The 24,133-nt window shown below is 36.6% G+C and carries 24 protein-coding genes and 1 pseudogene; 22 read left to right on the top strand and 3 right to left on the bottom strand.

The genetic code is table 11. The features are described 5' to 3' along the window. Nucleotides 1–13: 13 nt before the first annotated feature. Nucleotides 14–1,285 carry an aminotransferase-like domain-containing protein gene (locus BZG42_RS06755; RefSeq protein WP_120171957.1) on the bottom strand — a complete coding sequence of 424 codons (1,272 nt, stop codon included), beginning with the start codon at nt 1,283–1,285 and terminating at the stop codon, nt 14–16. Nucleotides 1,286–1,403: 118 nt separating this feature from the next. Between BZG42_RS06755 and yaaA the strand changes: the two genes are divergently transcribed. The 19 genes and pseudogenes from yaaA to glf all read left to right on the top strand — a co-directional run bounded on the left by yaaA (nt 1,404) and on the right by glf (nt 19,411). Continuing rightward, nucleotides 1,404–2,147 carry a peroxide stress protein YaaA gene (yaaA, locus tag BZG42_RS06750; RefSeq protein ID WP_155996012.1) on the top strand — a complete coding sequence of 248 codons (744 nt, stop codon included), beginning with the start codon at nt 1,404–1,406 and terminating at the stop codon, nt 2,145–2,147. Nucleotides 2,148–2,239: 92 nt separating this feature from the next. Beyond that, nucleotides 2,240–3,679 carry an LCP family glycopolymer transferase CpsA gene (cpsA, locus tag BZG42_RS06745; protein ID WP_155962716.1) on the top strand — a complete coding sequence of 480 codons (1,440 nt, stop codon included), beginning with the start codon at nt 2,240–2,242 and terminating at the stop codon, nt 3,677–3,679. 20 nt (nt 3,680–3,699) lie between these two features. After that, nucleotides 3,700–4,389, top strand: a complete 690-nt coding sequence (locus BZG42_RS06740; protein WP_155963751.1) for a YveK family protein — start codon at nt 3,700–3,702, stop codon at nt 4,387–4,389. A 9-nt stretch (nt 4,390–4,398) separates the two neighbouring features. Beyond that, nucleotides 4,399–5,094: a tyrosine-protein kinase gene (locus BZG42_RS06735; RefSeq protein WP_120171954.1), complete on the top strand. Its 696-nt coding sequence runs from the start codon at nt 4,399–4,401 to the stop codon at nt 5,092–5,094. 40 nt (nt 5,095–5,134) lie between these two features. Next, the gene (gene cps4B / locus BZG42_RS06730; RefSeq protein ID WP_155962714.1) at nt 5,135–5,866 is read left to right on the top strand and encodes a capsular polysaccharide biosynthesis protein Cps4B; all 732 of its coding nucleotides are present in this window, start codon (nt 5,135–5,137) and stop codon (nt 5,864–5,866) included. A 26-nt stretch (nt 5,867–5,892) separates the two neighbouring features. Further along, on the top strand, nt 5,893–7,719 hold the full coding sequence (locus BZG42_RS06725) for a polysaccharide biosynthesis protein (protein ID WP_155972049.1): 1,827 nt from the start codon (nt 5,893–5,895) through the stop codon (nt 7,717–7,719). An 86-nt stretch (nt 7,720–7,805) separates the two neighbouring features. Further along, nucleotides 7,806–8,522 (top strand): Fic family protein, encoded by a 717-nt coding sequence (locus BZG42_RS06720; RefSeq protein WP_155972106.1) that lies wholly within the window; start codon nt 7,806–7,808, stop codon nt 8,520–8,522. Nucleotides 8,523–8,535: 13 nt separating this feature from the next. Beyond that, nucleotides 8,536–9,138: a sugar transferase gene (locus tag BZG42_RS06715; RefSeq protein ID WP_024532596.1), complete on the top strand. Its 603-nt coding sequence runs from the start codon at nt 8,536–8,538 to the stop codon at nt 9,136–9,138. Beyond that, a complete protein-coding gene (locus tag BZG42_RS06710) occupies nt 9,135–9,950 on the top strand; it encodes a glycosyltransferase family 2 protein (protein ID WP_155963747.1) in 816 nt (271 codons plus the stop codon). The genes BZG42_RS06715 and BZG42_RS06710 overlap by 4 nt, the downstream gene beginning before the upstream one ends. Before the next feature lies 1 nt (nt 9,951). Continuing rightward, nucleotides 9,952–10,899, top strand: coding sequence for a glycosyltransferase (locus BZG42_RS06705; RefSeq protein ID WP_024532598.1), 948 nt, complete (start codon nt 9,952–9,954; stop codon nt 10,897–10,899). Between the two features lies 1 nt (nt 10,900). Then, nucleotides 10,901–11,824, top strand: a complete 924-nt coding sequence (locus BZG42_RS06700) for a LicD family protein (protein ID WP_155996010.1) — start codon at nt 10,901–10,903, stop codon at nt 11,822–11,824. Continuing rightward, nucleotides 11,821–13,113, top strand: a complete 1,293-nt coding sequence (locus BZG42_RS06695; protein ID WP_159780104.1) for an O-antigen polymerase — start codon at nt 11,821–11,823, stop codon at nt 13,111–13,113. Before BZG42_RS06700 ends, BZG42_RS06695 begins: the two co-directional genes overlap by 4 nt. Nucleotides 13,114–13,304: 191 nt before the next feature. Beyond that, nucleotides 13,305–13,517, top strand: a pseudogene (locus tag BZG42_RS06690) (IspD/TarI family cytidylyltransferase); the annotation flags it as partial. Then, nucleotides 13,508–14,014 (top strand): O-antigen polymerase, encoded by a 507-nt coding sequence (locus BZG42_RS10280; protein WP_155972547.1) that lies wholly within the window; start codon nt 13,508–13,510, stop codon nt 14,012–14,014. The pseudogene BZG42_RS06690 and the gene BZG42_RS10280, both read left to right, overlap by 10 nt. A 46-nt stretch (nt 14,015–14,060) precedes the next feature. Then, nucleotides 14,061–15,035: a capsular polysaccharide synthesis protein gene (locus tag BZG42_RS06680; RefSeq protein WP_156009195.1), complete on the top strand. Its 975-nt coding sequence runs from the start codon at nt 14,061–14,063 to the stop codon at nt 15,033–15,035. 18 nt (nt 15,036–15,053) lie between these two features. Next, the gene (ispD, locus tag BZG42_RS06675; protein ID WP_024532602.1) at nt 15,054–15,773 is read left to right on the top strand and encodes a 2-C-methyl-D-erythritol 4-phosphate cytidylyltransferase; all 720 of its coding nucleotides are present in this window, start codon (nt 15,054–15,056) and stop codon (nt 15,771–15,773) included. Nucleotides 15,774–15,782: 9 nt separating this feature from the next. After that, nucleotides 15,783–16,835: an NAD-dependent epimerase/dehydratase family protein gene (locus tag BZG42_RS06670; RefSeq protein WP_155962707.1), complete on the top strand. Its 1,053-nt coding sequence runs from the start codon at nt 15,783–15,785 to the stop codon at nt 16,833–16,835. A 9-nt stretch (nt 16,836–16,844) separates the two neighbouring features. Next, nucleotides 16,845–18,236 carry a hypothetical protein gene (locus BZG42_RS06665; RefSeq protein WP_155963741.1) on the top strand — a complete coding sequence of 464 codons (1,392 nt, stop codon included), beginning with the start codon at nt 16,845–16,847 and terminating at the stop codon, nt 18,234–18,236. Nucleotides 18,237–18,301: 65 nt separating this feature from the next. Beyond that, nucleotides 18,302–19,411, top strand: a complete 1,110-nt coding sequence (gene glf, locus BZG42_RS06660; protein ID WP_155962705.1) for a UDP-galactopyranose mutase — start codon at nt 18,302–18,304, stop codon at nt 19,409–19,411. Between the two features lie 386 nt (nt 19,412–19,797). On the opposite strand, the gene BZG42_RS06655 is transcribed toward glf, so the two are convergent. After that, nucleotides 19,798–20,343, bottom strand: a complete 546-nt coding sequence (locus tag BZG42_RS06655) for an NADPH-dependent FMN reductase (RefSeq protein ID WP_024532606.1) — start codon at nt 20,341–20,343, stop codon at nt 19,798–19,800. Between the two features lie 157 nt (nt 20,344–20,500). Beyond that, nucleotides 20,501–20,944: a MarR family winged helix-turn-helix transcriptional regulator gene (locus BZG42_RS06650; RefSeq protein ID WP_155996008.1), complete on the bottom strand. Its 444-nt coding sequence runs from the start codon at nt 20,942–20,944 to the stop codon at nt 20,501–20,503. Nucleotides 20,945–21,077: 133 nt separating this feature from the next. On the opposite strand from BZG42_RS06650, the gene BZG42_RS06645 reads away from it, so the two are divergent. The 3 genes from BZG42_RS06645 to asnS are packed head-to-tail and all read left to right on the top strand — an operon-like array spanning nt 21,078 to nt 24,115. After that, on the top strand, nt 21,078–21,575 hold the full coding sequence (locus BZG42_RS06645; RefSeq protein WP_155962703.1) for a cell wall elongation regulator TseB-like domain-containing protein: 498 nt from the start codon (nt 21,078–21,080) through the stop codon (nt 21,573–21,575). After that, nucleotides 21,572–22,753, top strand: a complete 1,182-nt coding sequence (locus BZG42_RS06640; protein ID WP_024532609.1) for a pyridoxal phosphate-dependent aminotransferase — start codon at nt 21,572–21,574, stop codon at nt 22,751–22,753. Before BZG42_RS06645 ends, BZG42_RS06640 begins: the two co-directional genes overlap by 4 nt. 15 nt (nt 22,754–22,768) lie before the next feature. Beyond that, nucleotides 22,769–24,115, top strand: coding sequence for an asparagine--tRNA ligase (asnS, locus tag BZG42_RS06635; protein WP_155996006.1), 1,347 nt, complete (start codon nt 22,769–22,771; stop codon nt 24,113–24,115). The last annotated feature ends 18 nt before the right edge of the window (nt 24,116–24,133 follow it).

The following is a 24,133-nucleotide window of genomic DNA, read 5'->3' as shown; positions in this document are numbered from 1 at the left end:
GGGAAATCTTCCTTTAAATATCTTTTTTCATTCCCAGCTTGTTCAACAATAGAATCAATCGAGATGAAAAGTCTGTGTTATAGTGCATTTGTAAAAAATCGTATTCTCGTCCAGAAAAATAACTCATACCTGCTAGCTGATGTTGAATTGCAGGTATGATACTTCCCTTATCAAGTTGGAAAGTTACGCTTTTCTTTGAGAGGCAATAAGGAATGTTCACGGAGTATTTTTCTAAACAAGCTTTCATATCAGCCAGTTGGGAATGATGTATTTGTTGAAGATGTCGTGCATTACGAGAAAACATACCGTTATCAATATAGAGGGAAAGTGCTTTTTGCATAATCAGGTTTGTGTCATAGTCAATCAATCTTTTATGCTTGATAAAGATATTATGCAGTTGCTTCGGTAGACTAACAGCACCGATTCGCAGGGCAGGAAAGAGAGTAGGAGTAAAGGACTTGATATAGATAACTCGATTGTTGGTATCCAAATAATGCAGAGGAAGACTACGATTGGAATCGAAATCTGCTAAATAGTCATCTTCAATCACATAGACATCGTACTTTTCAGCTAGCTCTAAAATAGCTGTTTTTGTTGCCGTATCGTAAGTAGAGCCAAGCGGATTATGTAAACGAGGAATGGTATAGAAGAATTGAATTCTCCCAGTTTGGAAGATTTCTTCCAATCGCTTCAAGTCAATTCCATCTAAATCTCGCTCAATAGTCTGACAGGGAATCCCCTGATGTTGAATGAGTTCTACCATCCGAGAATAAGTAGGGTTTTCCAGTAAAATATCTGTTTTATCGGAACAAATATTCATCTGTGTTAGAATATATAGAGCCTGTTGGCTACCAGCTGTTATGACCAGCTGGTCTTTTTGAGTATAGACATGATAATCCATTAAAAGACTTTGAACAGAGGAAATCAACTCAGCCAAGCCTTCTTGTTGATGGTAGTAATTAAACAGGTAATTTTCTCGACCGATTAGGCTTTCGTGTAGGCAAACTCGAAAATCTTCGTAGGGTAATTCCTGAAAAGCTTCAGGATTTAGCTCCACGGCATAATCTTGAAACTGGCGATCTTCTACGATATAGTAGCCACTTTTTTCAACAGCATAAATCTTATTTTTATACTTTAACTCTAGCATGGCCTTCTGCACGGTATCTTTACTACATTGATAGTGCTTACTTAGACTACGAATAGAAGGAAGCTTTTCTCCACGCCTAAAACGATGTTGTTCAATTCCAGATAGAATATCTTGGACGATAGCTTGGTATTTGTTCATTTTAGACTGTCCCCCTACAGATTGTATTGTTAGCAGTATACAAAAAATGTAATAAAAAAACAACATAGGACGCGTGATTTTGGGGTAGGAATCAGATTTTTTATGATATAATTAGAAAATGAAACTGATTATTCCAAATGCTAAAGAGTTGAATACAAATCTGGACAATTTTCCTTTTCAGGATTTATCTGAAAAAAGTGAGCCTATCTTAGAAGTGATTGGTAAGCTTAGTTTGGAAGAACTATCAGCCTTCTACAAATTGCCCGAATCAAGAGCTCAGCTAGAATTTGATCGTTGGCAGAGAATTCAATCAAGGCAGGCCAAATCCTACCCTGCCTGGCAACTATATGATGGTCTCATGTATCGCTACATGGATCGGATAGATGTGACGGAAGAGGAAATATCCTACCTTAAAACGCATGTCCGCTTAGCAACTGCTTTGTATGGTTTGATTAACCCATTTGAACTGATTTCTCCTCATCGTCTGGATTTTCAAGGCAGTCTAAAAATCGGTCAGCAGTCTTTGAAGCAATATTGGCGCTCATACTATGATCAAGAAGTAGCTGATGATGATGTCATCCTTTCTTTAGCCTCATCAGAATTTGAACAAGTATTCTCCCCACGAACTCGAGAGAGATTGATTAAAGTCATTTTCATGGAGGAAAGAGTAGGAGAGTTGAAGATCCATTCGACTATTTCTAAAAAAGGACGAGGAAGAATGTTGTCATGGTTGGCTAAAAACAATATTCAGGCTCTATCAGATTTACGAACTTTCCAGCTAGATGGTTTCCGTTATTGTTCAAAGAGGTCGACAGAGAACCAATTCGTCTTTATTCGTCCGGCAGATAATGTGAAATATTGAACAAGATAACGTTTTCCCAAGCTACGCTTAGCTAGATAAATCTCCTTTTCTATGATATAATTGACGAGTTATAAGCAAAAGGAAGGTTTTTTATGAAAAACAGAAGAGGTCGAAGGAAATCATCCAAGCTCAAACTGGTGAATCTGGTTCTTTGGGGGCTCTATGTGATTACCTTATGCTTGTTTTTGACGACCATGCATCGCTATAATATATTAGATTTTCGATATCTGAACTACGTTGTTACAGTGATTTTGGTAGGGATAGCGATGTTGACAGCATGGCTGATGTGGCGTAGAAAGGCACGTATGTTTACAGTGTCGCTTCTTATCCTATCCCTCCTTGTAACTTCAATTGGAACTTACGGAATGCAAGAGGTCGTAGCATTCTCAAACCGAATCCAATCAAATTCTGCATTTTCGGAATATGAGATGAGTGTTCTTGTCCCAACGACTAGTGAGGTTACAGATGTCCATCAGCTTAATCGTTTACTTGCTCCTGCTGGTTATGATCAAGAAAATGTATCCTCTCTGTTGAGTGATATCTCTAAAATGGAATCAGTTCAGCTAACAACAAGCCCAACTAGCTCTTATCTCACCGCTTATCGAGCAATGATGAATGGTGAGGCGCAAGCGATGGTTTTAAATGGAGCCTTTACAAATATCCTAGAAAGTGAAGATCCAGAATTTTCTTCAAAGGTGAAGAAAATTTATAGTTTTAAAATAACCAAGGCAGTTAAAAGGGCGACTGAGCAAGTTAAGGGAGATAGTTTTAGTATTTATATCAGTGGTATTGATACTTATGGTCCCATCTCGTCTGTTTCGCGTTCGGATGTGAACATTATCATGACGGTTAATCGTAAAACGAAAAAGATTTTGTTAACGACAACGCCACGAGATTCCTATGTGGCCATCGCAGATGGCGGCCAAGGACAGTATGATAAGTTGACTCATGCCGGACTCTATGGTGTTCAAGCCTCTGTTCATACTCTAGAAAATCTCTATGGTATAACTATTAGTAACTACATCCGTCTCAATTTCACCTCCTTCCTTCAGCTGATTGACCTGGTTGGTGGAGTTGAAGTAGAAAATACTCAGGAATTCACCAGAGGAGGGTATCATTTCCCAATTGGAACAGTGCGCTTAGGTGCTGAACAGGCATTGATTTTTGTTCGGGAGCGTTATTCGCTTGTTAATGGTGATAATGATCGAGGGCAAAACCAAGAAAAGGTTATTGCTGCCCTTATTAAAAAACTAGGTTCTCCTGAGAATCTACGTAATTATCAAGCAATTTTGTCAGGGTTGGAAGGTTCTATCCAAACGGATATGAGCCCTGAAACTATCATAGGTCTTATCAATACCCAGTTAGAATCTGGAACACAATTTATGGTTGAATCGCAAGCGTTAACGGGGACTGGTCGTTCAGACTTGCCGTCTTATGCCATGCCGGGCTCGCAGCTTTATATGGTGGACATTAACCAAGATAGCCTTGAACGAGTAAAAACAGCAATCCAGTCTGTATTAGAGGGAAAATAATGAATAACTTAGGAGAAACTATGAATAAACAAGAAATGAACACAATTGAAATCGATGTTTTATTCTTACTAAAGACGATTTGGAGAAAGAAATTTTTTATTTTGTTGACAGCCCTTTTCGGAGCAGGTCTAGCTTTCGTTTATAGTAGCTTTTTGGTAACTCCGCAGTACGACTCAACAACTCGTATTTATGTAGTTAACAAAAACGTTGAAGCAGGGGCTGGTTTAACCAACCAAGCTCTTCAAGCTGGTTCTTACCTAGTAAAGGACTATAAAGAAATCATCCTATCTCAGGATGTATTGACTCGAGTAAAATCAGAGTTAAACTTAAAGGGAAGCTTGAAATCAAAGGTTTCTGTATCAATTCCGGTGGATACCCGTATCGTTTCTATTTCTGTACGCGATGCCAATCCAAATGAAGCAGCTCGTATTGCAAATAGCCTCCGTACGTTTGCTGCGCAGAAAATTATTGAAGTTACAAAAGTAAATGATGTTACAACACTTGAAGAAGCTGTTCCAGCGGATTATCCAACAACTCCAAATACGAGACGAAATGTTCTCATAGGACTATTGGCAGGTGGTATGCTTGCGATGACTCTTGTTTTGGTCATGGAAGTGTTGGACGATCGTGTGAAACGCCCACAAGATATTGAGGAAGTAATGGGACTACCTCTTCTTGGTGTAGTTCCAGATTCGAAGAAGTTGAAATAGGAGGAAAATATGGCAACACTAGAAATTGCACGTACGAAGCAAGAACTTGTTCACAAAACGGAAGAATATTTCAATGCTATCCGTACCAATATCCAACTGAGTGGAGAAGACATCAAAGTGGTTGGAATTACCTCTGTCCAATCGAATGAAGGAAAGAGTACAACGGCGGCGAGCCTTGCGATAGCCTATGCTCGTTCAGGTTATAAGACGATACTCGTTGACTGTGACATTAGAAACTCTGTGATGTCCGGCTTTTTCAAGCCGTTAACAAAGATTACTGGCTTGACGGATTATCTTTCAGGGACGACAGACTTATCGCAAGGTCTATGCGATACAAATATTCCAAACTTGACCGTCATTGAGTCTGGGAAAGTTTCTCCTAATCCAACTGCTTTGCTACAAAGTAAGAACTTTGAAAATTTACTAGCAACTCTTCGTCGCTATTATGATTACGTGATTGTTGACTGTCCGCCGCTAGGGATGGTGATTGACGCTGCCATCATTGCACAGAGATGTGATGCGATGGTCCTTGTTGCAGAAGCGCGACAGGTCAAACGTTCAGCCTTGAAAAAAGTTAGGGAACAGTTGGAACAAACAGGCACTCCTTTCCTAGGTGTCATCTTGAATAAGTACGATGTTGCTTCCGAAAAATATGGTGACTACGGAAATTATGGAAACTACGGAAATTATGGAAAGAAAGCCTGATTTTCTCTATTTTTAGAGTTGGATAAGTAGGTGGTAAGGCATGATTGATGTTCATTCGCATATTATTTTTGGTGTGGATGATGGCCCCAAAACACTTGAAGAAAGTGTCAATCTAATAGGGGAAGCACACCGTCAGGGAGTTCGTCTCATCGTTGCAACCTCACACAGACGAAAAGGGATGTTCGAGACTCCCGAGAAAATCATCATGGAAAATTTTATCCATGTAAAAGAGGCTATAAAGGTAGCTTATCCAGATATGGTTCTTTGCTATGGAGGAGAACTTTACTATAGTAAAGATATTTTGGATAAACTTGAGAAAAAAAAGGTTCCGACACTCAACGGGACGAGGTATATTCTTTTAGAGTTTAGTATGAATACCCCATGGAAGGAAATCCAAGAAGCAGTAAATGAAGTGATACTACTTGGACTGACTCCGCTTGTCGCTCATATCGAACGCTATAACGCTCTTGCCTTCCAGGCAGAACGTGTAGAAGAGTTAATTGACAAAGGTTGTTATACTCAGGTTAATAGCAATCATGTCTTGAAACCAGGCCTAATTGGAGATCGTGCAAAAGAATTTAAAAAGCGTGTTCGGTATTTTTTAGAGCAAGATTTGGTACACTGTGTCGCAAGCGATATGCATAATCTGACAGCGAGACCTCCCTTTATGAAGGAAGCCTATATATTAATCAGAGAGGAATTCGGTGAAGAAAAAGCCAAATTGCTATTTAAGAAAAATCCTCTACTGTTATTGAAAAATCAGGTTATTTAGAACTTATCTAGAACTTGGAGAGAAAAATGAAATTGGGTACTATTACTGATAGGCTTTTAGAGCGCAATAGTAAGAGATTGATATTGATATTCATGGATAGTTGCCTGATTATAACTTCCATGATTTTAAGTAGACTATTTTTAGATATTATCATTGATATCCCAGATGAACGATTTATTCTAGCTGTTGCATTTGTATTGTTTTGTTATTTTGTTATTTCGGTTAAATTAAAGGTTTTCTCAGTAATCACACGGTATACTGGATACCAGAGTTTTGTCAAAATAGGAATTAGTTTAATTTCAGCTTACTCACTTCTGTTAGTAATATCAACCATTCAATGGCAAACTTTTAGCTATCGCTTCATGATGGTTTCCTTATTCTTATCCTTTGTCTTGCTTATTACTCCTCGCTTGCTTTGGAAGGCACTTCATGAGGGTAGAAAAAGTGCAATCCGTAAGAGAAGCGGTTCTTTGCGAATTTTAGTGGTTGGTGCTGGCGATGGTGGAAATATTTTTATTAACACTGTCAAAGAAAGAAAATTGAACTTTGAAATTGTGGGTATTGTGGATCGAGATCCAAATAAACTAGGTACCTTTATTCGTAATGTAGAAGTACTGGGAAACCGTAATGATATTCCTCGCTTGGTTGAGGAACTAGCTGTTGACCAAGTGACCATTGCGATTCCATCTTTAAGCGGCAAAGAGCGTGAAAAAATTGTTGAAATCTGTAACATTGCAGGAGTAGCTATTAACAACATGCCACATATTGAAGATATATTGTCTGGCAATATGTCTGCTAGTTCCTTTCAAGAAATTGATGTGGCAGATTTGCTAGGGCGTCCGGAAGTTATGTTGAACCAAGATGAGTTAAAACAGCACTTTGAGGGGAGAACAATCTTAGTAACAGGAGCGGGTGGTTCTATCGGTTCAGAACTTTGTCGCCAGATTACCAAGTTTACTCCTAAGCGTCTACTCTTATTGGGACATGGAGAAAACTCAATTTACCTAATTCATCGAGAGTTGCTGACTAAATATCAGGATAAAATTGAAATAATTCCACTTATTGCAGACATTCAAGATCGTGAATTGATGTTTAGCATTATGGCCGATTATAAACCTGATTTTGTCTATCATGCAGCAGCCCACAAGCATGTTCCACTAATGGAGTATAATCCTCACGAAGCAGTGAAAAATAATATTTTTGGAACTAAGAATGTTGCTGAGGCTGCCAAAGCCGCGAAGGTTGAAAAATTTATCATGGTTTCAACTGATAAGGCAGTGAATCCACCGAATGTAATGGGAGCAACAAAACGGGTGGCAGAAATGATTGTTACTGGTTTAAATGAGCCAAACAAAACTCAATTTGCAGCTGTGCGTTTTGGAAATGTTCTAGGAAGTCGTGGTAGTGTCGTTCCATTGTTCAAAGAACAAATCAAAAAAGGTGGACCTGTTACAGTGACTGACTTTCGAATGACGCGTTATTTCATGACTATTCCGGAGGCGAGTCGCTTGGTTGTTCAGGCGGGACATTTGGCCAAAGGTGGCGAGATTTTTGTTTTGGATATGGGTGAGCCTGTGCAGATTCTGGAATTAGCAAGAAAAGTTATCTTGTTGAGTGGTCACACTGAGGAAGAGATTGGTATTATTGAATCCGGTATCCGTCCGGGTGAAAAATTATACGAAGAGTTGCTATCAACAGAAGAACGTGTTAGTGAGCAAATCCATGATAAGATTTTCGTTGGACGTGTAACCAATAAGAATACAGCTGTTGTACATGCGTTTATTAGTGGCTTGTTATCAAGAGATAAGAACGAACTGAAAGATGCATTGATTGGATTTGCAAAACAGGAATGAAGAAAGTAAAAAATATTTTACTTTCCTAGAGTTTAAACATATGTTTAAATTCTAGGAAGGCTGAAATGTTATTGAGGGATTGAAAGATGCTTGGTCAACTATTACTGGAAGAAAAAGAAATGGGGATAAAAGGTGGCCTCTATCATAAAGTACAAATAGAGTTGGCTTATAATTCAAATCATATAGAAGGTAGTCAACTTTCTCATGACCAGACACGGTACATTTTTGAAACCAACACTATTGGTTTCGAAGATAGTTCATCAATAAAAGTTGATGATATCATAGAAACTAGCAATCATTTTACAGCTGTAGATTTTTTGTTGGATAGTTTTCAGGTTGAGTTGACGACGGATTGGATAAAGCACATTCATGCCATCTTGAAACGTGGAACGTCTGATTCTAGAAAATCTTGGTTTCGAGTAGGAAATTATAAAATACTCCCTAATGAAGTTGGTGGTAGAGAAACAACACTACCGGAAAATGTAGATGCTGAGATGGAAAAACTGATTGAAAATTATGTTAAACTTAGTCAAGTTAGGTTTGAAGATGTATTGAATTTTCATGTTCAGTTCGAACGGATACATCCTTTTCAAGATGGGAACGGTCGTGTGGGACGTCTGATTATGTTTAAGGAGTGTCTCAAGCATCAACATGTTCCATTTATCATTGATGGTGATATGAAATATTTTTATTATCGTGGACTTTCAGAATGGGGAGAACAGAATGGCTTTTTACTGGATACTTGTCTAGCAGCGCAGGATAAGTTTAAGGCCTATTTAGAATATTTTAGGATTGAATATTAAAGAAGAGGAAAAAATGTATCCAATTATTAAACGTTTTCTCGCTGTGATTATCTCAGGGAGTGCCATTATTTTTTTTAGTCCAGTATTGTTAATAATTGCTATTGCAATTAAGTTAGACTCGAAAGGTCCAGTGTTATTCAAACAAAAACGTGTGGGCAAAAATAAGAAATATTTTATGATTTATAAATTTCGCTCAATGTATGTGGATGCCCCCAGCGATATGCCAACTCACTTGTTAAAAAATCCAAAGGCTATGATTACCAAGGTTGGAGGTTTCCTCAGAAAAACAAGTTTGGATGAACTTCCGCAACTTTTCAATATTTTCAAGGGCGAGATGGCCATAGTAGGTCCGCGACCGGCTTTATGGAATCAGTATGATTTGATTGAAGAACGCGATAAGTATGGAGCCAATGATATTCGCCCAGGTTTGACCGGTTGGGCTCAGATTAACGGTCGTGATGAGTTAGAAATTGATGAAAAATCAAGACTAGATGGCTATTATGTACAAAATATGAGTTTTGTCCTTGATTTAAAGTGTTTCTTTGGAACTTTCCTTACGGTTGTCAAAAGTGAGGGGGTTATTGAAGGCGGAACTGGACAGAAAGGTAGTAAATGAAGTTTTCAGTATTGATGTCTGTATATGAGAAAGAAAATCCAGAATATCTGAGATTATCTTTAGAAAGTATCCTTGTACATCAGACAGTAATTCCAACAGAAGTTATATTGGTTGAAGACGGACCTCTTAATGATGGTCTATATTCTGTCTTAGAAGAATTTAAAACTCAATTTGCTTTTTTTAAGACAATACCTCTGGAAAAAAATGTAGGGTTAGGTATTGCACTAAATGAAGGCCTCAAACACTGTAGTCATGAATGGGTGGCGCGTATGGACTCTGATGATATAGCTGTTAGAGATCGGTTTGAGATTCAATTGAAATATCTAAAAGACCACCCCATGGTAGACCTCTTAGGGGGAGGTATTCTCGAATTTGGAAAGACAATTGAAGAGGTTGTATCAAAGAAGGTCTTGCCGACTACGATTGAGGAGATTAGAGTTTACAGTAAGAAAAGAAATCCTTTTTGTCATATGACAGTTATGTTTAAGAAATCAGCTGTTTGGGATGCTGGAGGATATCTGCATCTGCCATATGTTGAAGATTATTACCTTTGGGTGAGAATGCTTGCTTTGAAAAAAAACGTAGCAAATGTTCCAAATATTCTTGTATATGCTCGTGTGGGAAACGGTATGACTGAACGCAGAGGGAATAGGGCACAAATTAACAGTTGGAAGATCTTAAATGAGTTTATGTTAAAACACAAATTGATTACACCACTAGAAATGTTTATCAATCAGATTTATATAAGAGTTTTTGTTTCTCTACCACCAGATTTAAAAAAGCTCATTTATGGAAAATTATTAAGGAAGTAGTATGATAACAGTATTGATGGCTACTTATAATGGTAGTTCCTTTATAGTGAAACAACTGGAATCTATTCGGAAGCAGACGGTAAGAGCTAATAGAGTAATTATCTTGGATGATTGTTCAACAGACAATACGTTTGAGATCGTAAATAAATTTATTGAACAGTATTCTTTAACTAATTGGACAAACTGTAGAAATACCTTTAATAAGGGACATTATCAAACGTTTATAGAATTGACGACTATGGTGGAAGAAGGTTATGTTTTTTTTTCCGATCAGGATGATATTTGGGATAATAATAAAATTGAAATAATGATAAAAGAACTCATTAAATCGGATGTGTCAATGGTATTTTGTAAATCAAGGTTCATTAACGAATGTGATGAAGTTATAAGTAAACCAGCAACTACAGGAGAACACCATTCCTTTTCGGTGAAACGATTATTGCAAGCATGGCCCTCAGGTTATCAGACTGCCTTTAAAGCAGAAGTATTAAAGACAATAATAACTAATAGATATCATAAACATCCCTATTTTCAATTTCATGATGTATTATTTGGGATGTTGTCTGGCATCTTTGGTAATGTTATTGAGGTAGACGAAATCCTAGATAGTCACAGACTTCACTTGAATAATGTTACATTATCTTCTAAAAGCGTATCATTTCATAATACATTAGAAAATCGCTTGGATTATTATATTAAAATGTATAAGAGATATGAATTTGTTAATCATGTATCTCAAATGTTTGGAGTAGACGAGGCTGAAAAAGTCTCTAAAAGCTATGGCGAGTTATATAAGTCAAGGATTAGCTTTATAGAAAAACGTAATATAAAATCAATAAGAGAAATATATAGACTACGTCATTATTATAATGGTTATCGTGCATTTATTAGTGATATCATATACGCACTAAGATTGAATAATCTATTTAGTAGGTTAATAAGGAGATAAGGTGAGAAGTACATCCAAAATTGAGTGGGAATTGGCATTAGAAGAACGATACAAAAATATGTATCAAAAAATTTCAGAAGAAAATCTGAAAAAATTACAAGCTGCCTACTTAGATATGTTTTTGAAGTTTCAGAGTGAGTGCGATTTGCTGAATATAAAACCGTTTATGGTTGCGGGAACATTAATTGGTTCAGTAAGACACAAGGGTTTTATACCTTGGGATGATGATATTGATTTGGTAGTATTTAGAGAAGACTATGAAAAACTAAAGCTAGCGTTTAAAGAAAACAGAGAATTCGATTTAGTATTACCGGAGTCAGATAAAAAAAGTATCCACAAGATGTTGAAGGTTCAGAGTAAGACATTAACATTGTACGACGTACTGGGAGAAGGGTTTAGCAAAAATAAGTTTTTATACTTAGATTTATTACCGATAGATTATGTTCCGGAGTCAATGCTTGTAGCAAATCTTAAAGGTAAAGTTTTGAAACTGATGGATTTATCTTATTCAAGCTCCCGTTGTTATCCGCGTTATTCTAAACATTTGGATTATATGTCCAAGGGATCACTGGAACTGAGAATTAATTTGTTTTTGAGAAGGATTGTCGGTTTGCCAGCAATTTTATTGGGACCAGATAATCTATTTAAATTGATGGAGCGTTTGCTTTGTTCAACAACGAAAACTAGTAAGATAACGATTGCCTATGGTGTTAAGGGCTATTTTGGAGAAATTGTAGATTATGATACATTTTATCCACCTAAACAGTATGTATTTGAAAATCATATGTTTTGGGGACCAAATAATGCCCATAAATATTTAGAAAATCGCTACGGTGATTATATGCAGCTTCCTTCAGAAAAAGAACAAAAAGAGCGCCATGTTAGACTTAGAGATGATTGGGAAGGGAGGGTGATACGAAATTGAATATCTTATTTATTTTTGCTTCGTTACTATTAGTTTTTCTCTACTCTCTCCAAATAAAAAATGACTTTGCTAGTCCAGGATTTTTGTACTTGTCAATTTGGTCCGTTGTATCATTTTTTTCATTAATTTTTTTAAGAGGGGAAGATATATCGTTTACAACAGTCTTAATTATCCTTGTAGGAAATATTCTGTTTTCACAAAGTGTTTATTTTTCTAGGATTATAATAAAAGCTAAGACTATACAAAAAGAAGATGATTCATTTATCAATCAAATTGTACTTATTTGTTTAATAGCCTTTTGCTTATTTATGTATTGGTACATTTATAGAGATCTACAGGAAATTTCAAAGTTAGTAGAGTCGTCTACAAATTTTAACAAGGTATTGGAAGGTGCTCGTTATGTATCAACACATTCAATAGCTAGGATTGGATATTTGGCAGCTACGTTTAATAGAGTGAATTACTCCCTTGGTTTAGTTGTTTTCTATTATTTTTGCAAACAGATATTTTATCCAAAGAGTAATTCCGTAAGCAGTCTACAATTGCTGATTGTTTCACTTCTTTGCTTGTCTGGTTCTATATTAAGTGCAGGTAGATCAGAGTTGCTCGGAATGTTGATGGGCTATGTATCAATATACTTGTTATTTTATTCAAAAAAATGGACATGGGAATTTTCAAAGTATAGCTCAAAAATTTTGAAATACTTAATTAGAGTGGGAATAGGATTTATTTTTTTATTTTTAATTATTGGTGTGTTTATTTTAAATAGAACTGGTGCCAATAGAGGTGAGACACTTTTAGTGAATCTTGCAAAATACATAGGTTCCTCAATAGGTGCATTGAATTATTATCTGAATAATACTTCTCAATATCCAGAGAATACAGTTTGGGGTCAGAATATGTTTTTAGCTCTATATTCAACATTAAACACTTTAGGTCTATATTCAGGGGAACGAATTGTCTTTTTACCAAGTACCATTATCCAAGGTACTACTACAAATGTTTATACAATTTATTATTACTTAATTCAAGACTTTGGTATTTTCTTTGGTATTTTTACTCAAATGCTCTATGGTTTTATTTTTGGATCATTGTACTACTTTATAAAGAAAAGATATTTCAATAAGTATGCCATACTACTATATGCAACATTATCCCAAGCAATAGTAATGTCTTTTTTTGCTGAACAATTTTTTAGTGTTTTTACGAATCATCTTATTCGTTTTTTTATAGTAGTTGTTATCCTCGTACTGATTAGTTTAACCAATCGTATCAGGTTAAAGCTTTAATAGAAAATTATGATGTTCAAAAAAATTTTATACCTCTATATCCAAATTTCTGATCTATAATTTTTTAGTTTATAGGGAAAAGTGAATATTTTCTAAATCAAAAGCATACTAATTTATCTAAAAAATATAAAAATTATAACGGAACATATCTCAATGAAGTAGTTCTTAAGTGATAATAAAAAGGAGGTTGTATGGTAGTCTCAACAGTTATTTTTGCGGGTGGTTCGGGTTCAAGGATGAAAACCACTACCAAACCAAAACAATTTCTAGAATTGCATGGGAAACCTATCATCATTCACACAATTGAGCATTTTGAGAATCATCCGCTGATTGACCAAATTGTCATTGTGTGCATTGAGGGGTGGATTGATTATTTAGAAACGTTGCTTTCTAAATATCAAATATAGATAATTTATCGAAATATATTGGTTCTCCGATAGCTGGATTAGATTATTTTATAAAAAATCAAAATTTTTACGCTGAAAATAGGTACTTTGGTGAAAATACCTTTATAGCTATTTATGGAACATTAAAGTCTTTGGGAATTTTTCCTGAGAGACTTTCACCATTTTTACCAATAATAAATTTTTATGGGACTACGAGTAATGTTTACACTGCCTATTATGTTTTCATAAAAGATTTTGGATATTTTATTGCAGTCGTTGTTCAATTCTTATATGGTTTATTTTTTGGCACGATGTACTATATCATTAAAAAAAATCTATTTTCACCACTTTTAATAATGCTGTATGGACTATTATCGTATGGAATGGTGATAATGTTTTTCCAAGAAGCATTTGTCACATTGTTGACAACACATATTATACGTGTGGTCTTCTTATTCATGTGGTTTCTGTTAATAAAAATATTATCTGTATTTAAATTAAAGAGGTATAGATAGTAGTAGATGATTGTAAATATAGGTTCCATAGTTACAAGGGGAAATAATGAATTTACTAAAAAAAATAAGCTTATTTAAAAAAGTCTATTCAAAAGTATATGATAGTGGCAGAATCCACCAATTATTCAGCAATAGATTAATTTTTTTTACAGGACTTCAACTTTTGCTTCAACCTAAGACCAAAAAATCGTTAGAGATTTTACAAGTTTCCATTGATCAAAAAATCATGCGAAAACTACGAAAGAAATATAAGGCCGATATTGAATATTTTAAGAATAATATTGATAGTTTTAAGCAAGAAGAGTTTAGGCCTAGCGATGATAAAAGCATTTGGGTTTTATGGTATCAGGGGATAGAGAGTGCACCGTTTTTAGTCAAACAATGCCTTGAGTCTCTAAAGAGAAATCTACCTAATGATCGACAGCTAGTTACTTTAGATAAAATGACTTTAAATGACTATATCAATCTCCCTTCTTTTATCATGGAAAAGTATAAAGCAGGTAAAATTTCTCATGCTCACTTTTCAGATATTGTTCGTATTGAATTACTATCAAAATATGGAGGAACCTGGATAGATGCAACAGTCTTTATGAGTTCCCCTGTTATTCATGACTATTTCTTTGATTCTGATTTGTTTTTATTTCAAGAACTACGGCCAAATACGTTCGGTCATAGTAGGAGAGTATCTAGTTGGTTTATAACTGCTAAAAAAAATAATGAGATTGTTTTGTTAACTAGATACTTAATGCGTAAATATTGGGAAGAAAATAATAGTTTGATAGAATATTTCCTTCTTCATAGTTTATTTGAACTTGCAATTGAAGCGTATCCTAAGATTTGGGAGACAGTCATTCCTTTCAGCAACTCTCATCCTCATGTTTTGCAATTTAAACTGTTTCATCCGTTCAATGATTACCATTGGCAGGAGATTCGTAAGTTAGTAGAAATTCATAAGTTGACTTATAAGTATGAAGAGAAAAATTATAACGGAACATATCTCAATGAAGTAGTTCTTAAGTGATAATAAAAAGGAGGTTGTATGGTAGTCTCAACAGTTATTTTTGCGGGTGGTTCGGGTTCAAGGATGAAAACCACTACCAAACCAAAACAATTTCTAGAATTGCATGGGAAACCTATCATCATTCACACAATTGAGCATTTTGAGAATCATCCGCTGATTGACCAAATTGTCATTGTGTGCATTGAGGGGTGGATTGATTATTTAGAAACGTTGCTTTCTAAATATCAAATTAAGAAAGTTAAAAAAGTAGTGCCAGGTGGAAAAACTGGGCAGATGTCTATCTATAATGGCCTTGAAGTATTGTCTGAAAGTGTACATTCGGAAGATATTGTTCTCATTCATGATGGTGTTCGTCCACTGATTGATGCGGACACTATTACGAATAATATTGAATGTGTGAGAAAAAATAGGACCGCTATCACCGTTAAACCTGTAATAGAAACGGTAATCCAAGTTGATGAAAATAATGCGATTACCGATGTTGTTGATCGTGACTCCTGTCAAACAGCAGTTGCCCCTCAAAGCTTTTATCTGTCGGATATTTTATCGCTCCATTTGAAAGCACAAGAAGATGGCTTGACGAGCATGACAGATTCAGCAACATTGGTTCGCCATTATGGCTTAGAATTGTTCACTGTGATGGGAGGAGCAGAGAACATTAAGATTACAACTCCATCGGATTTTTATATTTTTAGAGCTATCTATGATTCAAGGGAGAATGCTCAAATTTTTGGATAGGAAAGTAGTATGTTGGATCCAATTTTAGAAAAAGATTGTGTTACTTTTGTAAAAGAGAATGAAAAACTATTATACGAATTGAAAAATAAAACGGTGTTTATAACAGGGGCAACAGGCTTGATTGGCAGCCATTTAGTTTATTCGCTTATTTTTTCAAATCGTTTGTTGTGCACTAACATAAAAATAGTTGCAGCAGTTCGTTCAAGAGAAAAAGCGGAAGACAAGTTTGCAGATTATTTAGACGATATTGAACTTCACATTTCAGATATTGGGCATGTGCAAAATTATGAAGGTGACATTGATTTTATTATTCACGGGGCTAGTGTTACAGCCTCTCGCGATTTTGTTGAAAAGCCCGTTGACACTATTTTTACTACATTAAATGGTACAAAAAATATTCTTGATTTGGCAAAAGAAAAAGCAGTTGATAAAGTTGTCTATCTATCTTCACTTGAGGTTTACGGAACAAATGAGAATAGAGAGTCAATATCAGAAAATGATTACGGATATATAGATTTCACACAAGTAAGAAGTAGTTACTCTGAAGGAAAACGAATGGCGGAGTGCTTATGTGTATCATATGCAAGTCAATACAAAGTTCCAGTTTCGTTAGCCCGACTAACTCAAACATTTGGACCGGGTGTTGACTATCAAGACAATCGTGTATTTGCTCAGTTTGCACGTGCGGTTATTGAAAGGCAACCAATTACTTTACATACAAAAGGTGAGACTATGAGGAGTTACTGCTATACAAAGGATGCTGTAGCTGCTATTTTTTACATTTTAGTCAAGGGGCAGTCTGGAGAAGCATACAATATTGCAAATGAGGAAACTTATATTTCAATCTATGATATGGCTAAATTGGCAAGTCAGCTCGATTCAAGCCAGTCATGTAAAGTTAATATAGAATTACAAGATATCAATCAATTGGGCTATAATCCAACAATTAAAATAAATTTACAGACGCAAAAAATCAGAAAACTTGGCTGGAGTCCGACAGTGGGATTAAAGGGGATGTACCAATCACTAATCTCTTCTATGGAGAGCTCGTTTAGGGAGTAAGGTGAACAATTGAAAAAATTATTGTTAAATTCTAGCTATGCCATCATATCGAATCTATTGTCGCTGTCGGTCTCTACTCTAGTTATTCTTATTTTACCTAAATTGATAGGAGTGGAGGAATACGGCTACTGGCAATTATATTTGTTTTATACAAGCTATGTTGGATTTGCTCATTTAGGGTGGATTGATGGAATTTATCTTAAATATGGTGGCGAAGAGTATGAAAAACTTGACAAACAAAATTTTTTCTCACAGTTTATTTCATATTCTATTTTTCAGGTAGTTATTGCTGTTATTATTTTTATCGTAGGTAATAGTGTAGATGTTGGAAGTAGTAAGGAGTTTATCTTTAATATGCTTTCATTGACCTTATTAGCTACCAACCTTCGATTTTTTGTTATTTATATTTTACAAACAACTAATCTGATTAAAGAAAGCGCAAGAATAATGATTCTTGATAGGCTGTTGTATGTTCTTTTTCTGATATTATTGATTATAGGTGGTATTTACAGCTATCGCTTAATGATAGTAGTTGATGTTATCGGACGTTTCCTTTCCCTACTTTATGGTATTTATTTATGTCAGGACATCGTAATACAAAAACTGACGAATTTTAGACTTAATATTTCTGAAATTGTTGATAACATAAAAGTCGGAAGTAATTTGATGCTTTCAAATGTTGCAAGTATGTTAGTAATTGGGACGGTTAGGCTAGGCATTGAGAAGCACTGGGATGTTTCAACTTTTGGTAAAATTTCTTTGACGCTCAGCATTTCAAATCTAGTCATGACATTCATCAATGCCATTGGAATAGTGATTTTTCCGATGTTGAGACGGACGGAAGAGAGGGCATTGCCAGGTTTATACGTAAAAATAAGGAATATACTGATGCCTGTTTTACTTGGTTTCCTACTATTATTTTTCCCACTTAGGGCAGCTTTAATGATTTGGTTACCGAAGTATACAGATAGTTTACTATATATGGCTCTTATTTTTCCGATTTCTGTTTTTGAAGGTAAAATGGCTTTATTGATCAATACATACTTGAAGGCTTATCGCATGGAGAGGACAATATTGTTTGTCAATTTGCTGAGTATGTTACTGAGTATGCTGTTGACATTCATCTCGGTATTTGTTTTTTCTAACTTAATTCTAGCAACTCTTTCTATTACATTCTTATTGTTCTTTCGTTGTTTTTTTGCAGAGATATTGTTGTCTAAAAAACTTTCTATATCAATTTTATCGGATGCTTTAACAGAGGTAGTTATTGCTGGCTTATTTATTATAACTGCATGGATTCTTCCGAGTTTAGTTGGTTTCTTGGTGTATCTAATTGTATATACCATTTACATGTGGGTAAAAGTTTATAGAAATAAAACTTTTACATTGAGTCTAAAGTAGTGTAAATTAGAGTATCTTGTTAGAGTTTGTGTTGAATGATTCAGGAGCTATGGAGTAAGCATTGAATGTCAAATTACGATTATCTAATTGTTGGTGCTGGTTTGTTTGGTGCGGTATTTGCACATGAGGCAGCAAAAAAAGGGAAAAAAATAAAGATCATTGAGAAACGAGATCATATTGCTGGGAATATCTATAGCAAGGAAGTTGAAGGTATTCAGGTTCATGAATATGGCGCCCATATTTTCCATACATCTGAGAAGGAAATCTGGGATTATGTGAACCAGTTTGCAGAATTCAACCGCTATACGAACTCACCAGTTGCCAACTATAAGGGGGAAATATATAATTTACCCTTCAATATGAATACCTTCAATAAACTTTGGGGTGTGGTAACACCGGCGGAGGCGGAGGCGAAAATTGCTGAGCAGCGTAGGGTTCTCGGTGGAAAAACACCTGAAAATTTGGAAGAACAAGCTATTTCACTCGTTGGTACGGACATTTATGAAAAATTGATTAAGTCTTATACAGAGAAGCAATGGGGAACATCCTGTACAGAGCTTCCTGCCTTTATCATCCGTCGTTTGCCTGTTCGCTTGACTTATGATAATAACTACTTCAATGATACTTATCAAGGCATCCCAATTGGTGGCTATACACAGATTGTTGAAAAAATGCTTGAGCATGAAAGTATTGACATAGAAACAGGCGTTGATTTCTTCGCTAACAAGGAAGAGTATCTTGCCAACTATCCAAAGGTTGTCTTCACGGGGATGATTGATGAATTTTTTGATTATGAGCTTGGAGAATTGGAATACCGTAGTCTTCGTTTTGAAACAGAAGTGCTAGATATGGACAATTACCAAGGAAATGCAGTTGTGAATTATACAGATAGTGAAACACCATTTACTCGTATCATTGAGCACAAGCATTTTGACTTTGGTAATCAGGCGAAGACAATTATAACACGTGAGTACTCTCAAACTTGGCAGCGTGGAGATGAGCCGTATTATCCAGTAAATAATGACCGTAATAATCACTTATACACAGCCTATAAGAAATTGGCTGAGAAGCAAAAAAATGTTATATTTGGTGGTCGTCTAGGACACTACCGTTATTATGATATGCATCAGGTTATTGGTGCTGCCTTGCAGTGTGTGAGAAATGAAGTCAATTAAAAGTGATGTGTTAGGAAATTAGGCTATGAATGGAGGGGGAGCTCTCTAATTTAGCCTGATTTTTTTATTTGAAAAACTATAATATATTTGCTCTCTCTTTCTGAACAAAGAACTAGAAATTATATCTACTGCTTATCAAGAACAGATAAAAGCCCTCTCTCCTCCTAGCCTTGTTAGATGGGGATTTAATGAGCTACTGTTCTGTATGTGAAGTACAAAATGAGTCTGGGGCAAAAAGATTTTCAATTTTGAAAATCTCAATTATCAAGTCCTTTAGATCTATAATTGAAGAAAAAAAGCGAACAAAACTAGTTTTCTGACAATCAGAATCTTGGTTTGTTCGCTTTTTATATATGAGATTGGACGATTGTCCCAACCTCTTTTATTTATTGAATAGCTGCTAATAAGTCAAGAGCTTGTTTTTCAAGTTTTGCGAGGGTTTCTTCGGACAATTCCAATGTACCAGTGCCCCATGCTTCTGGATTGATGGTTGAACCTGTGAACTCACCGACAATTTGAGTGCGGATGAAGGGGAGCAGGTGTTGAAAATCTTTAAATAGGTGGTCATGTCCACTGTTTGCGACTGCCGATACAGTCGTAATTTTATCTTGAAGGATGGATGGACCTTTTGGATCTGACAAATCAAGTGAACGGCTGAGCCAGTCTAGGGCGTTTTTGACAATGCCTGGTATAGCATAGTTGTAGACTGGAGAGAAAATCCAGATGGCATCAGCGGTACCCACTTGTGCACGAAGCTCAGAAATTTCAGGGAGAACCGGTGTTTCACTATCTTGATTGAATAAGGGAATTTTAGCAAGGTCAATATAAGACACTTCCGCCTTGTCGGTCAGGAATGCTTCTGCTTTTTTTGCCATTTGATGGTTAAAAGAGCCTTCACGTAGTGAACCAACTAAGAATAATACATTTGCCATAATGGTATTTGTCTCCTTTTGAAAAGATAAATGTATGGTTTGTAAAAATCAACCGCTGGAGCTGCCAACTTGGCAGAATACCTCCTAGCTTTAGCTATCCTTTGATTTTCACTGAGTATTAGTATATCGTATTTATCTCTTGTTGACAATGCTGGACTTACTGCTTCTTGAATTTTTTAAGAATCTTAGCTAGTTGCTCTTGTTCTTCTAAGCTAAGGACAGAAAAAATTTGCCCGATATGGTCGTAGTGTTCAGGTAAGATATTTTCTATGGTTTTTCGTCCTAATGGGGTAAGGCAAATTAGTGAGGCGCGGCGATCGTTTGTATCAACTGTTTTATAAATGTAACCATCTCGAATCATATTTTTGATAACAACAGTCATATTACCAGAGGTACTTAGCAACTTATCGATTAAGTCTTGAATGCGTAAATTCCCTTTGTTATAGAGCGCTTCCATTACTCCGAATTGGCAGACTGTCAATCCATGTTTTTTTATGGTTTCCAATTCAGACTTTGAGATGGTATTGGCAGCTCTGTGGAAGATGACTAGGCTATGGAGTGCCTGCTTGTTTTCGTGTAAAGATTGTTCAACAGTTTTCATGAGAACATTTTAGCAATAAATAGTTCGCTTATCAAGCAAAAAAAGCAATATTCCTCTTTCTTGTACTACGTGGAATGAAAATTATCTTGTAAGAATGGAAATCTTGCCTAAGTTATAGTATAATAAGGCTATTATGGAAAAAAAGATTAGTCAACTTTTGGAGGCAATGTCAACGAAGAAAGGGCAGTTATTGGTCGGTTCGTTCATTCTCCTTAGTGTCATTACTTTTTCGATATTTGTCATCTGGGATCTTGCGGCTAAGCCCTTTTCTGATGTGCGTTACCATGCTATTGCAGTGGCTAGGAAGTATGCGGATTTACAGTTTGTCAAAGATTTTTCTGTCTATAATGGGACGGAGACCTATTTTAGTCTGCGAGGGTCGACAAGTAAAGGTGAGTCAATCGCAGTTATCGTTCCAGAAGCAACAAATACTGTTTACGTTTATACACTAGCAAATGGTATTTCAGAAAGCCAAGCGCAGGCTATTGCTCAAAAAAATGGAGCAGGAGAAAGGGAGCGTATAGTCCTTGGATATAGAGATGGTAAGCCGATTTGGGAAGTTAAATCTGGCACCGCCTATTATCTAATTGAATTTGAAACAGGAAACTTTATCAAGAAGGAGGGGTTATGAGCAGGCTTTCAAAGCGTGTCCTAGACATGGAAGAGAGTGTAACACTGGCAGCAGGAGCACGTGCTAAGGCTCTGAAAGCCGAGGGGCGTGACATTTTAGAGTTGACTTTGGGAGAGCCAGATTTTGTGACTCCCAGAAATATTCAGGAAGCAGCCATAGCATCTATAGAAAGTGGAAGGGCTAGTTTCTATACAGTGGCTTCCGGACTTCCAGAGTTAAAGGATGCGGTCAATACTTATTTTGAGAACTTCTACGGTTATTCTATTGATCGAAATCAAGTTGTTTTAGCGACGGGGGCAAAATTTGTTCTCTATGCTTTCTTTGCAGCAATCCTCAATCCTGGTGATGAGGTGATTATTCCAACTCCCTATTGGGTATCTTATGCGGATCAGATTAAGATGAACGAAGGTGTACCTGTCTTTGTCACTGCGACAGAGGAGCACAATTTTAAAGTAACAGTGGACCAGCTAGAGGCAGCTCGTACAGCTAATACTAAGGTTTTTCTTCTCAATTCGCCATCAAATCCGACAGGAATGATTTATAGTCGTGAGGAGCTTGAAGCTATTGGTAATTGGGCTGTGGAACATGATATTCTGATTCTGGCAGATGATATCTATGGTCGTCTGGTCTATAATGGTCACACCTTCACACCGATTTCCAGTATCTCAGAAAGCATTCGCCAGCAGACAATCGTAGTCAATGGTGTAGCTAAGGCATACGCTATGACAGGTTGGCGGGTTGGTTTTGCGGTCGGTAATCCTGAGATTATTGCTGCTATGAGTAAGATTGTCGGCCAAACGACTTCAAATTTGACAACCGTCGCTCAGTACGCGGCTATCGAAGCTTTTACAGGTCCGCAGGATGCAGTAGAAGCTATGCGACAAGCTTTTGAAGAGCGACTCAATACGATTTATCCCTTGCTTGCAGAGGTTCCTGGATTTGAAGTAGTCAAACCAGAAGGGGCCTTCTATCTATTTCCGAATGTGAAGAAGGCTATGGAAATGAAGGGATATACGGAGGTGACTGAGTTTACGACAGCCATCTTGGAAGAAGTCGGAGTGGCAATGGTGACAGGTGCAGGTTTTGGTGCTCCTGAAAATATCCGTCTCAGCTATGCGACAGATATGAGTACCTTGAGAGAAGCCATTACTCGTTTGCATACATTTATGAAAAATTAAAAAAAGAGGAAAAAAATGTCTAGAAAATTGATTACGATTAACCAAGTGAAAGATTATGTTGGTCAAGAAGTGACGATTGGCGCCTGGGTTGCTAATAAGTCTGGTAAGGGGAAACTTGCTTTCTTGCAGTTACGTGATGGTACGGCTTTCTTTCAAGCTGTTGCCTTCAAACCAAACTTTATCAAGAAATTTGGTGAAGAAGTCGGTGGTGAGAAATTTGATACGGTGAAACGCTTGAGCCAAGAGACATCAGTTTATGTGACAGGGATTGTCAAGGAAGATGAGCGTTCTAAATTTGGTTATGAATTGGATGTGACAGAGATAGAAGTGATCGGGGAGTCACATGATTATCCGATTACTCCGAAAGAACACGGTACAGATTTCTTAATGGATAATCGTCATCTCTGGTTGCGTTCTCGTAAGCAGGTTGCTATCCAGCAGATCCGTAACGCGATCATTTATGCGACTTACGAGTTCTTTGAAAAGAATGGTTTTATTAAGTTTGATAGTCCAATCTTATCAGGAAATGCTGCGGAAGATTCAACAGAACTCTTTGAGACAGATTACTTTGGTACACCAGCCTACCTCAGCCAATCAGGTCAGCTTTACCTTGAAGCGGGTGCTATGGCACTTGGTCGGGTTTTTGACTTTGGTCCAGTATTTCGTGCTGAAAAATCCAAAACTCGTCGTCACCTAACAGAGTTTTGGATGATGGATGCTGAGTATTCATTCTTGAGTCATGAAGAATCACTTGATTTGCAAGAGGCTTATGTTAAAGCACTTATCCAAGGTGTCATTGATCGTGCTCCTCAGGCATTAGAAACGCTGGAGCGTGATGTGGATGCTCTTAAGCGTTATATAGCTGAACCATTTAAGCGTGTAGCTTACGATGATGCTATCACTCTTCTTCAAGAGCACGAGGCAGATGAAGATACAGATTACGAACATATTGAACACGGTGATGACTTTGGTTCACCGCACGAAACATGGATTTCAAACTACTTTGGTGTACCGACATTTGTTGTCAACTATCCAGCAAGCTTTAAAGCATTTTATATGAAACCAGTTCCTGGTAACCCAGAGCGAGTGCTGTGTGCCGATCTTCTTGCACCAGAAGGCTACGGTGAAATCATTGGTGGTTCTATGCGTGAGGACGACTACGATGCCTTAGTGGCTAAGATGGATGAGCTGGGTATGGATAAGACGGAATATGAATTTTACCTTGATCTCCGTAAGTATGGTTCCGTGCCACACGGTGGTTTTGGTATTGGTATCGAGCGGATGGTTACTTTTGTCGCTGGTACAAAACATATCCGAGAAGCCATTCCATTCCCACGTATGCTACACCGCTTGCATCCATAATGAACTGATAAACAGACT

This window comes from Streptococcus sp. DAT741 (genome assembly GCF_009866825.1).
GTDB classification, from domain to species: Bacteria; Bacillota; Bacilli; order Lactobacillales; family Streptococcaceae; genus Streptococcus; species Streptococcus ruminantium.
The sequence above is the reverse complement of the archived record's forward strand: the minus strand, read 5'-3'. Positions and strand labels throughout refer to the sequence as shown.

Bases quoted from the DNA above. Each gene is read 5' to 3' on its own strand.
- BZG42_RS06680 (WP_156009195.1), top strand. From the start codon at position 14,061: ATGAATTTACTAAAAAAAATAAGCTTATTTAAAAAAGTCTATTCAAAA.
- yaaA (WP_155996012.1), top strand. From the start codon at position 1,404: ATGAAACTGATTATTCCAAATGCTAAAGAGTTGAATACAAATCTGGAC.
- cpsA (WP_155962716.1), top strand. From the start codon at position 2,240: ATGAAAAACAGAAGAGGTCGAAGGAAATCATCCAAGCTCAAACTGGTG.
- BZG42_RS06735 (WP_120171954.1), top strand. From the start codon at position 4,399: ATGGCAACACTAGAAATTGCACGTACGAAGCAAGAACTTGTTCACAAA.
- BZG42_RS06655 (WP_024532606.1), bottom strand. From the start codon at position 20,343: ATGGCAAATGTATTATTCTTAGTTGGTTCACTACGTGAAGGCTCTTTT.
- BZG42_RS06720 (WP_155972106.1), top strand. From the start codon at position 7,806: ATGCTTGGTCAACTATTACTGGAAGAAAAAGAAATGGGGATAAAAGGT.
- BZG42_RS06640 (WP_024532609.1), top strand. From the start codon at position 21,572: ATGAGCAGGCTTTCAAAGCGTGTCCTAGACATGGAAGAGAGTGTAACA.
- cps4B (WP_155962714.1), top strand. From the start codon at position 5,135: ATGATTGATGTTCATTCGCATATTATTTTTGGTGTGGATGATGGCCCC.
- BZG42_RS06710 (WP_155963747.1), top strand. From the start codon at position 9,135: ATGAAGTTTTCAGTATTGATGTCTGTATATGAGAAAGAAAATCCAGAA.
- glf (WP_155962705.1), top strand. From the start codon at position 18,302: ATGTCAAATTACGATTATCTAATTGTTGGTGCTGGTTTGTTTGGTGCG.
- BZG42_RS06670 (WP_155962707.1), top strand. From the start codon at position 15,783: ATGTTGGATCCAATTTTAGAAAAAGATTGTGTTACTTTTGTAAAAGAG.
- BZG42_RS06715 (WP_024532596.1), top strand. From the start codon at position 8,536: ATGTATCCAATTATTAAACGTTTTCTCGCTGTGATTATCTCAGGGAGT.
- BZG42_RS06740 (WP_155963751.1), top strand. From the start codon at position 3,700: ATGAATAAACAAGAAATGAACACAATTGAAATCGATGTTTTATTCTTA.
- BZG42_RS06650 (WP_155996008.1), bottom strand. From the start codon at position 20,944: ATGAAAACTGTTGAACAATCTTTACACGAAAACAAGCAGGCACTCCAT.
- ispD (WP_024532602.1), top strand. From the start codon at position 15,054: ATGGTAGTCTCAACAGTTATTTTTGCGGGTGGTTCGGGTTCAAGGATG.
- asnS (WP_155996006.1), top strand. From the start codon at position 22,769: ATGTCTAGAAAATTGATTACGATTAACCAAGTGAAAGATTATGTTGGT.
- BZG42_RS06725 (WP_155972049.1), top strand. From the start codon at position 5,893: ATGAAATTGGGTACTATTACTGATAGGCTTTTAGAGCGCAATAGTAAG.
- BZG42_RS06705 (WP_024532598.1), top strand. From the start codon at position 9,952: ATGATAACAGTATTGATGGCTACTTATAATGGTAGTTCCTTTATAGTG.
- BZG42_RS06645 (WP_155962703.1), top strand. From the start codon at position 21,078: ATGGAAAAAAAGATTAGTCAACTTTTGGAGGCAATGTCAACGAAGAAA.
- BZG42_RS06755 (WP_120171957.1), bottom strand. From the start codon at position 1,285: ATGAACAAATACCAAGCTATCGTCCAAGATATTCTATCTGGAATTGAA.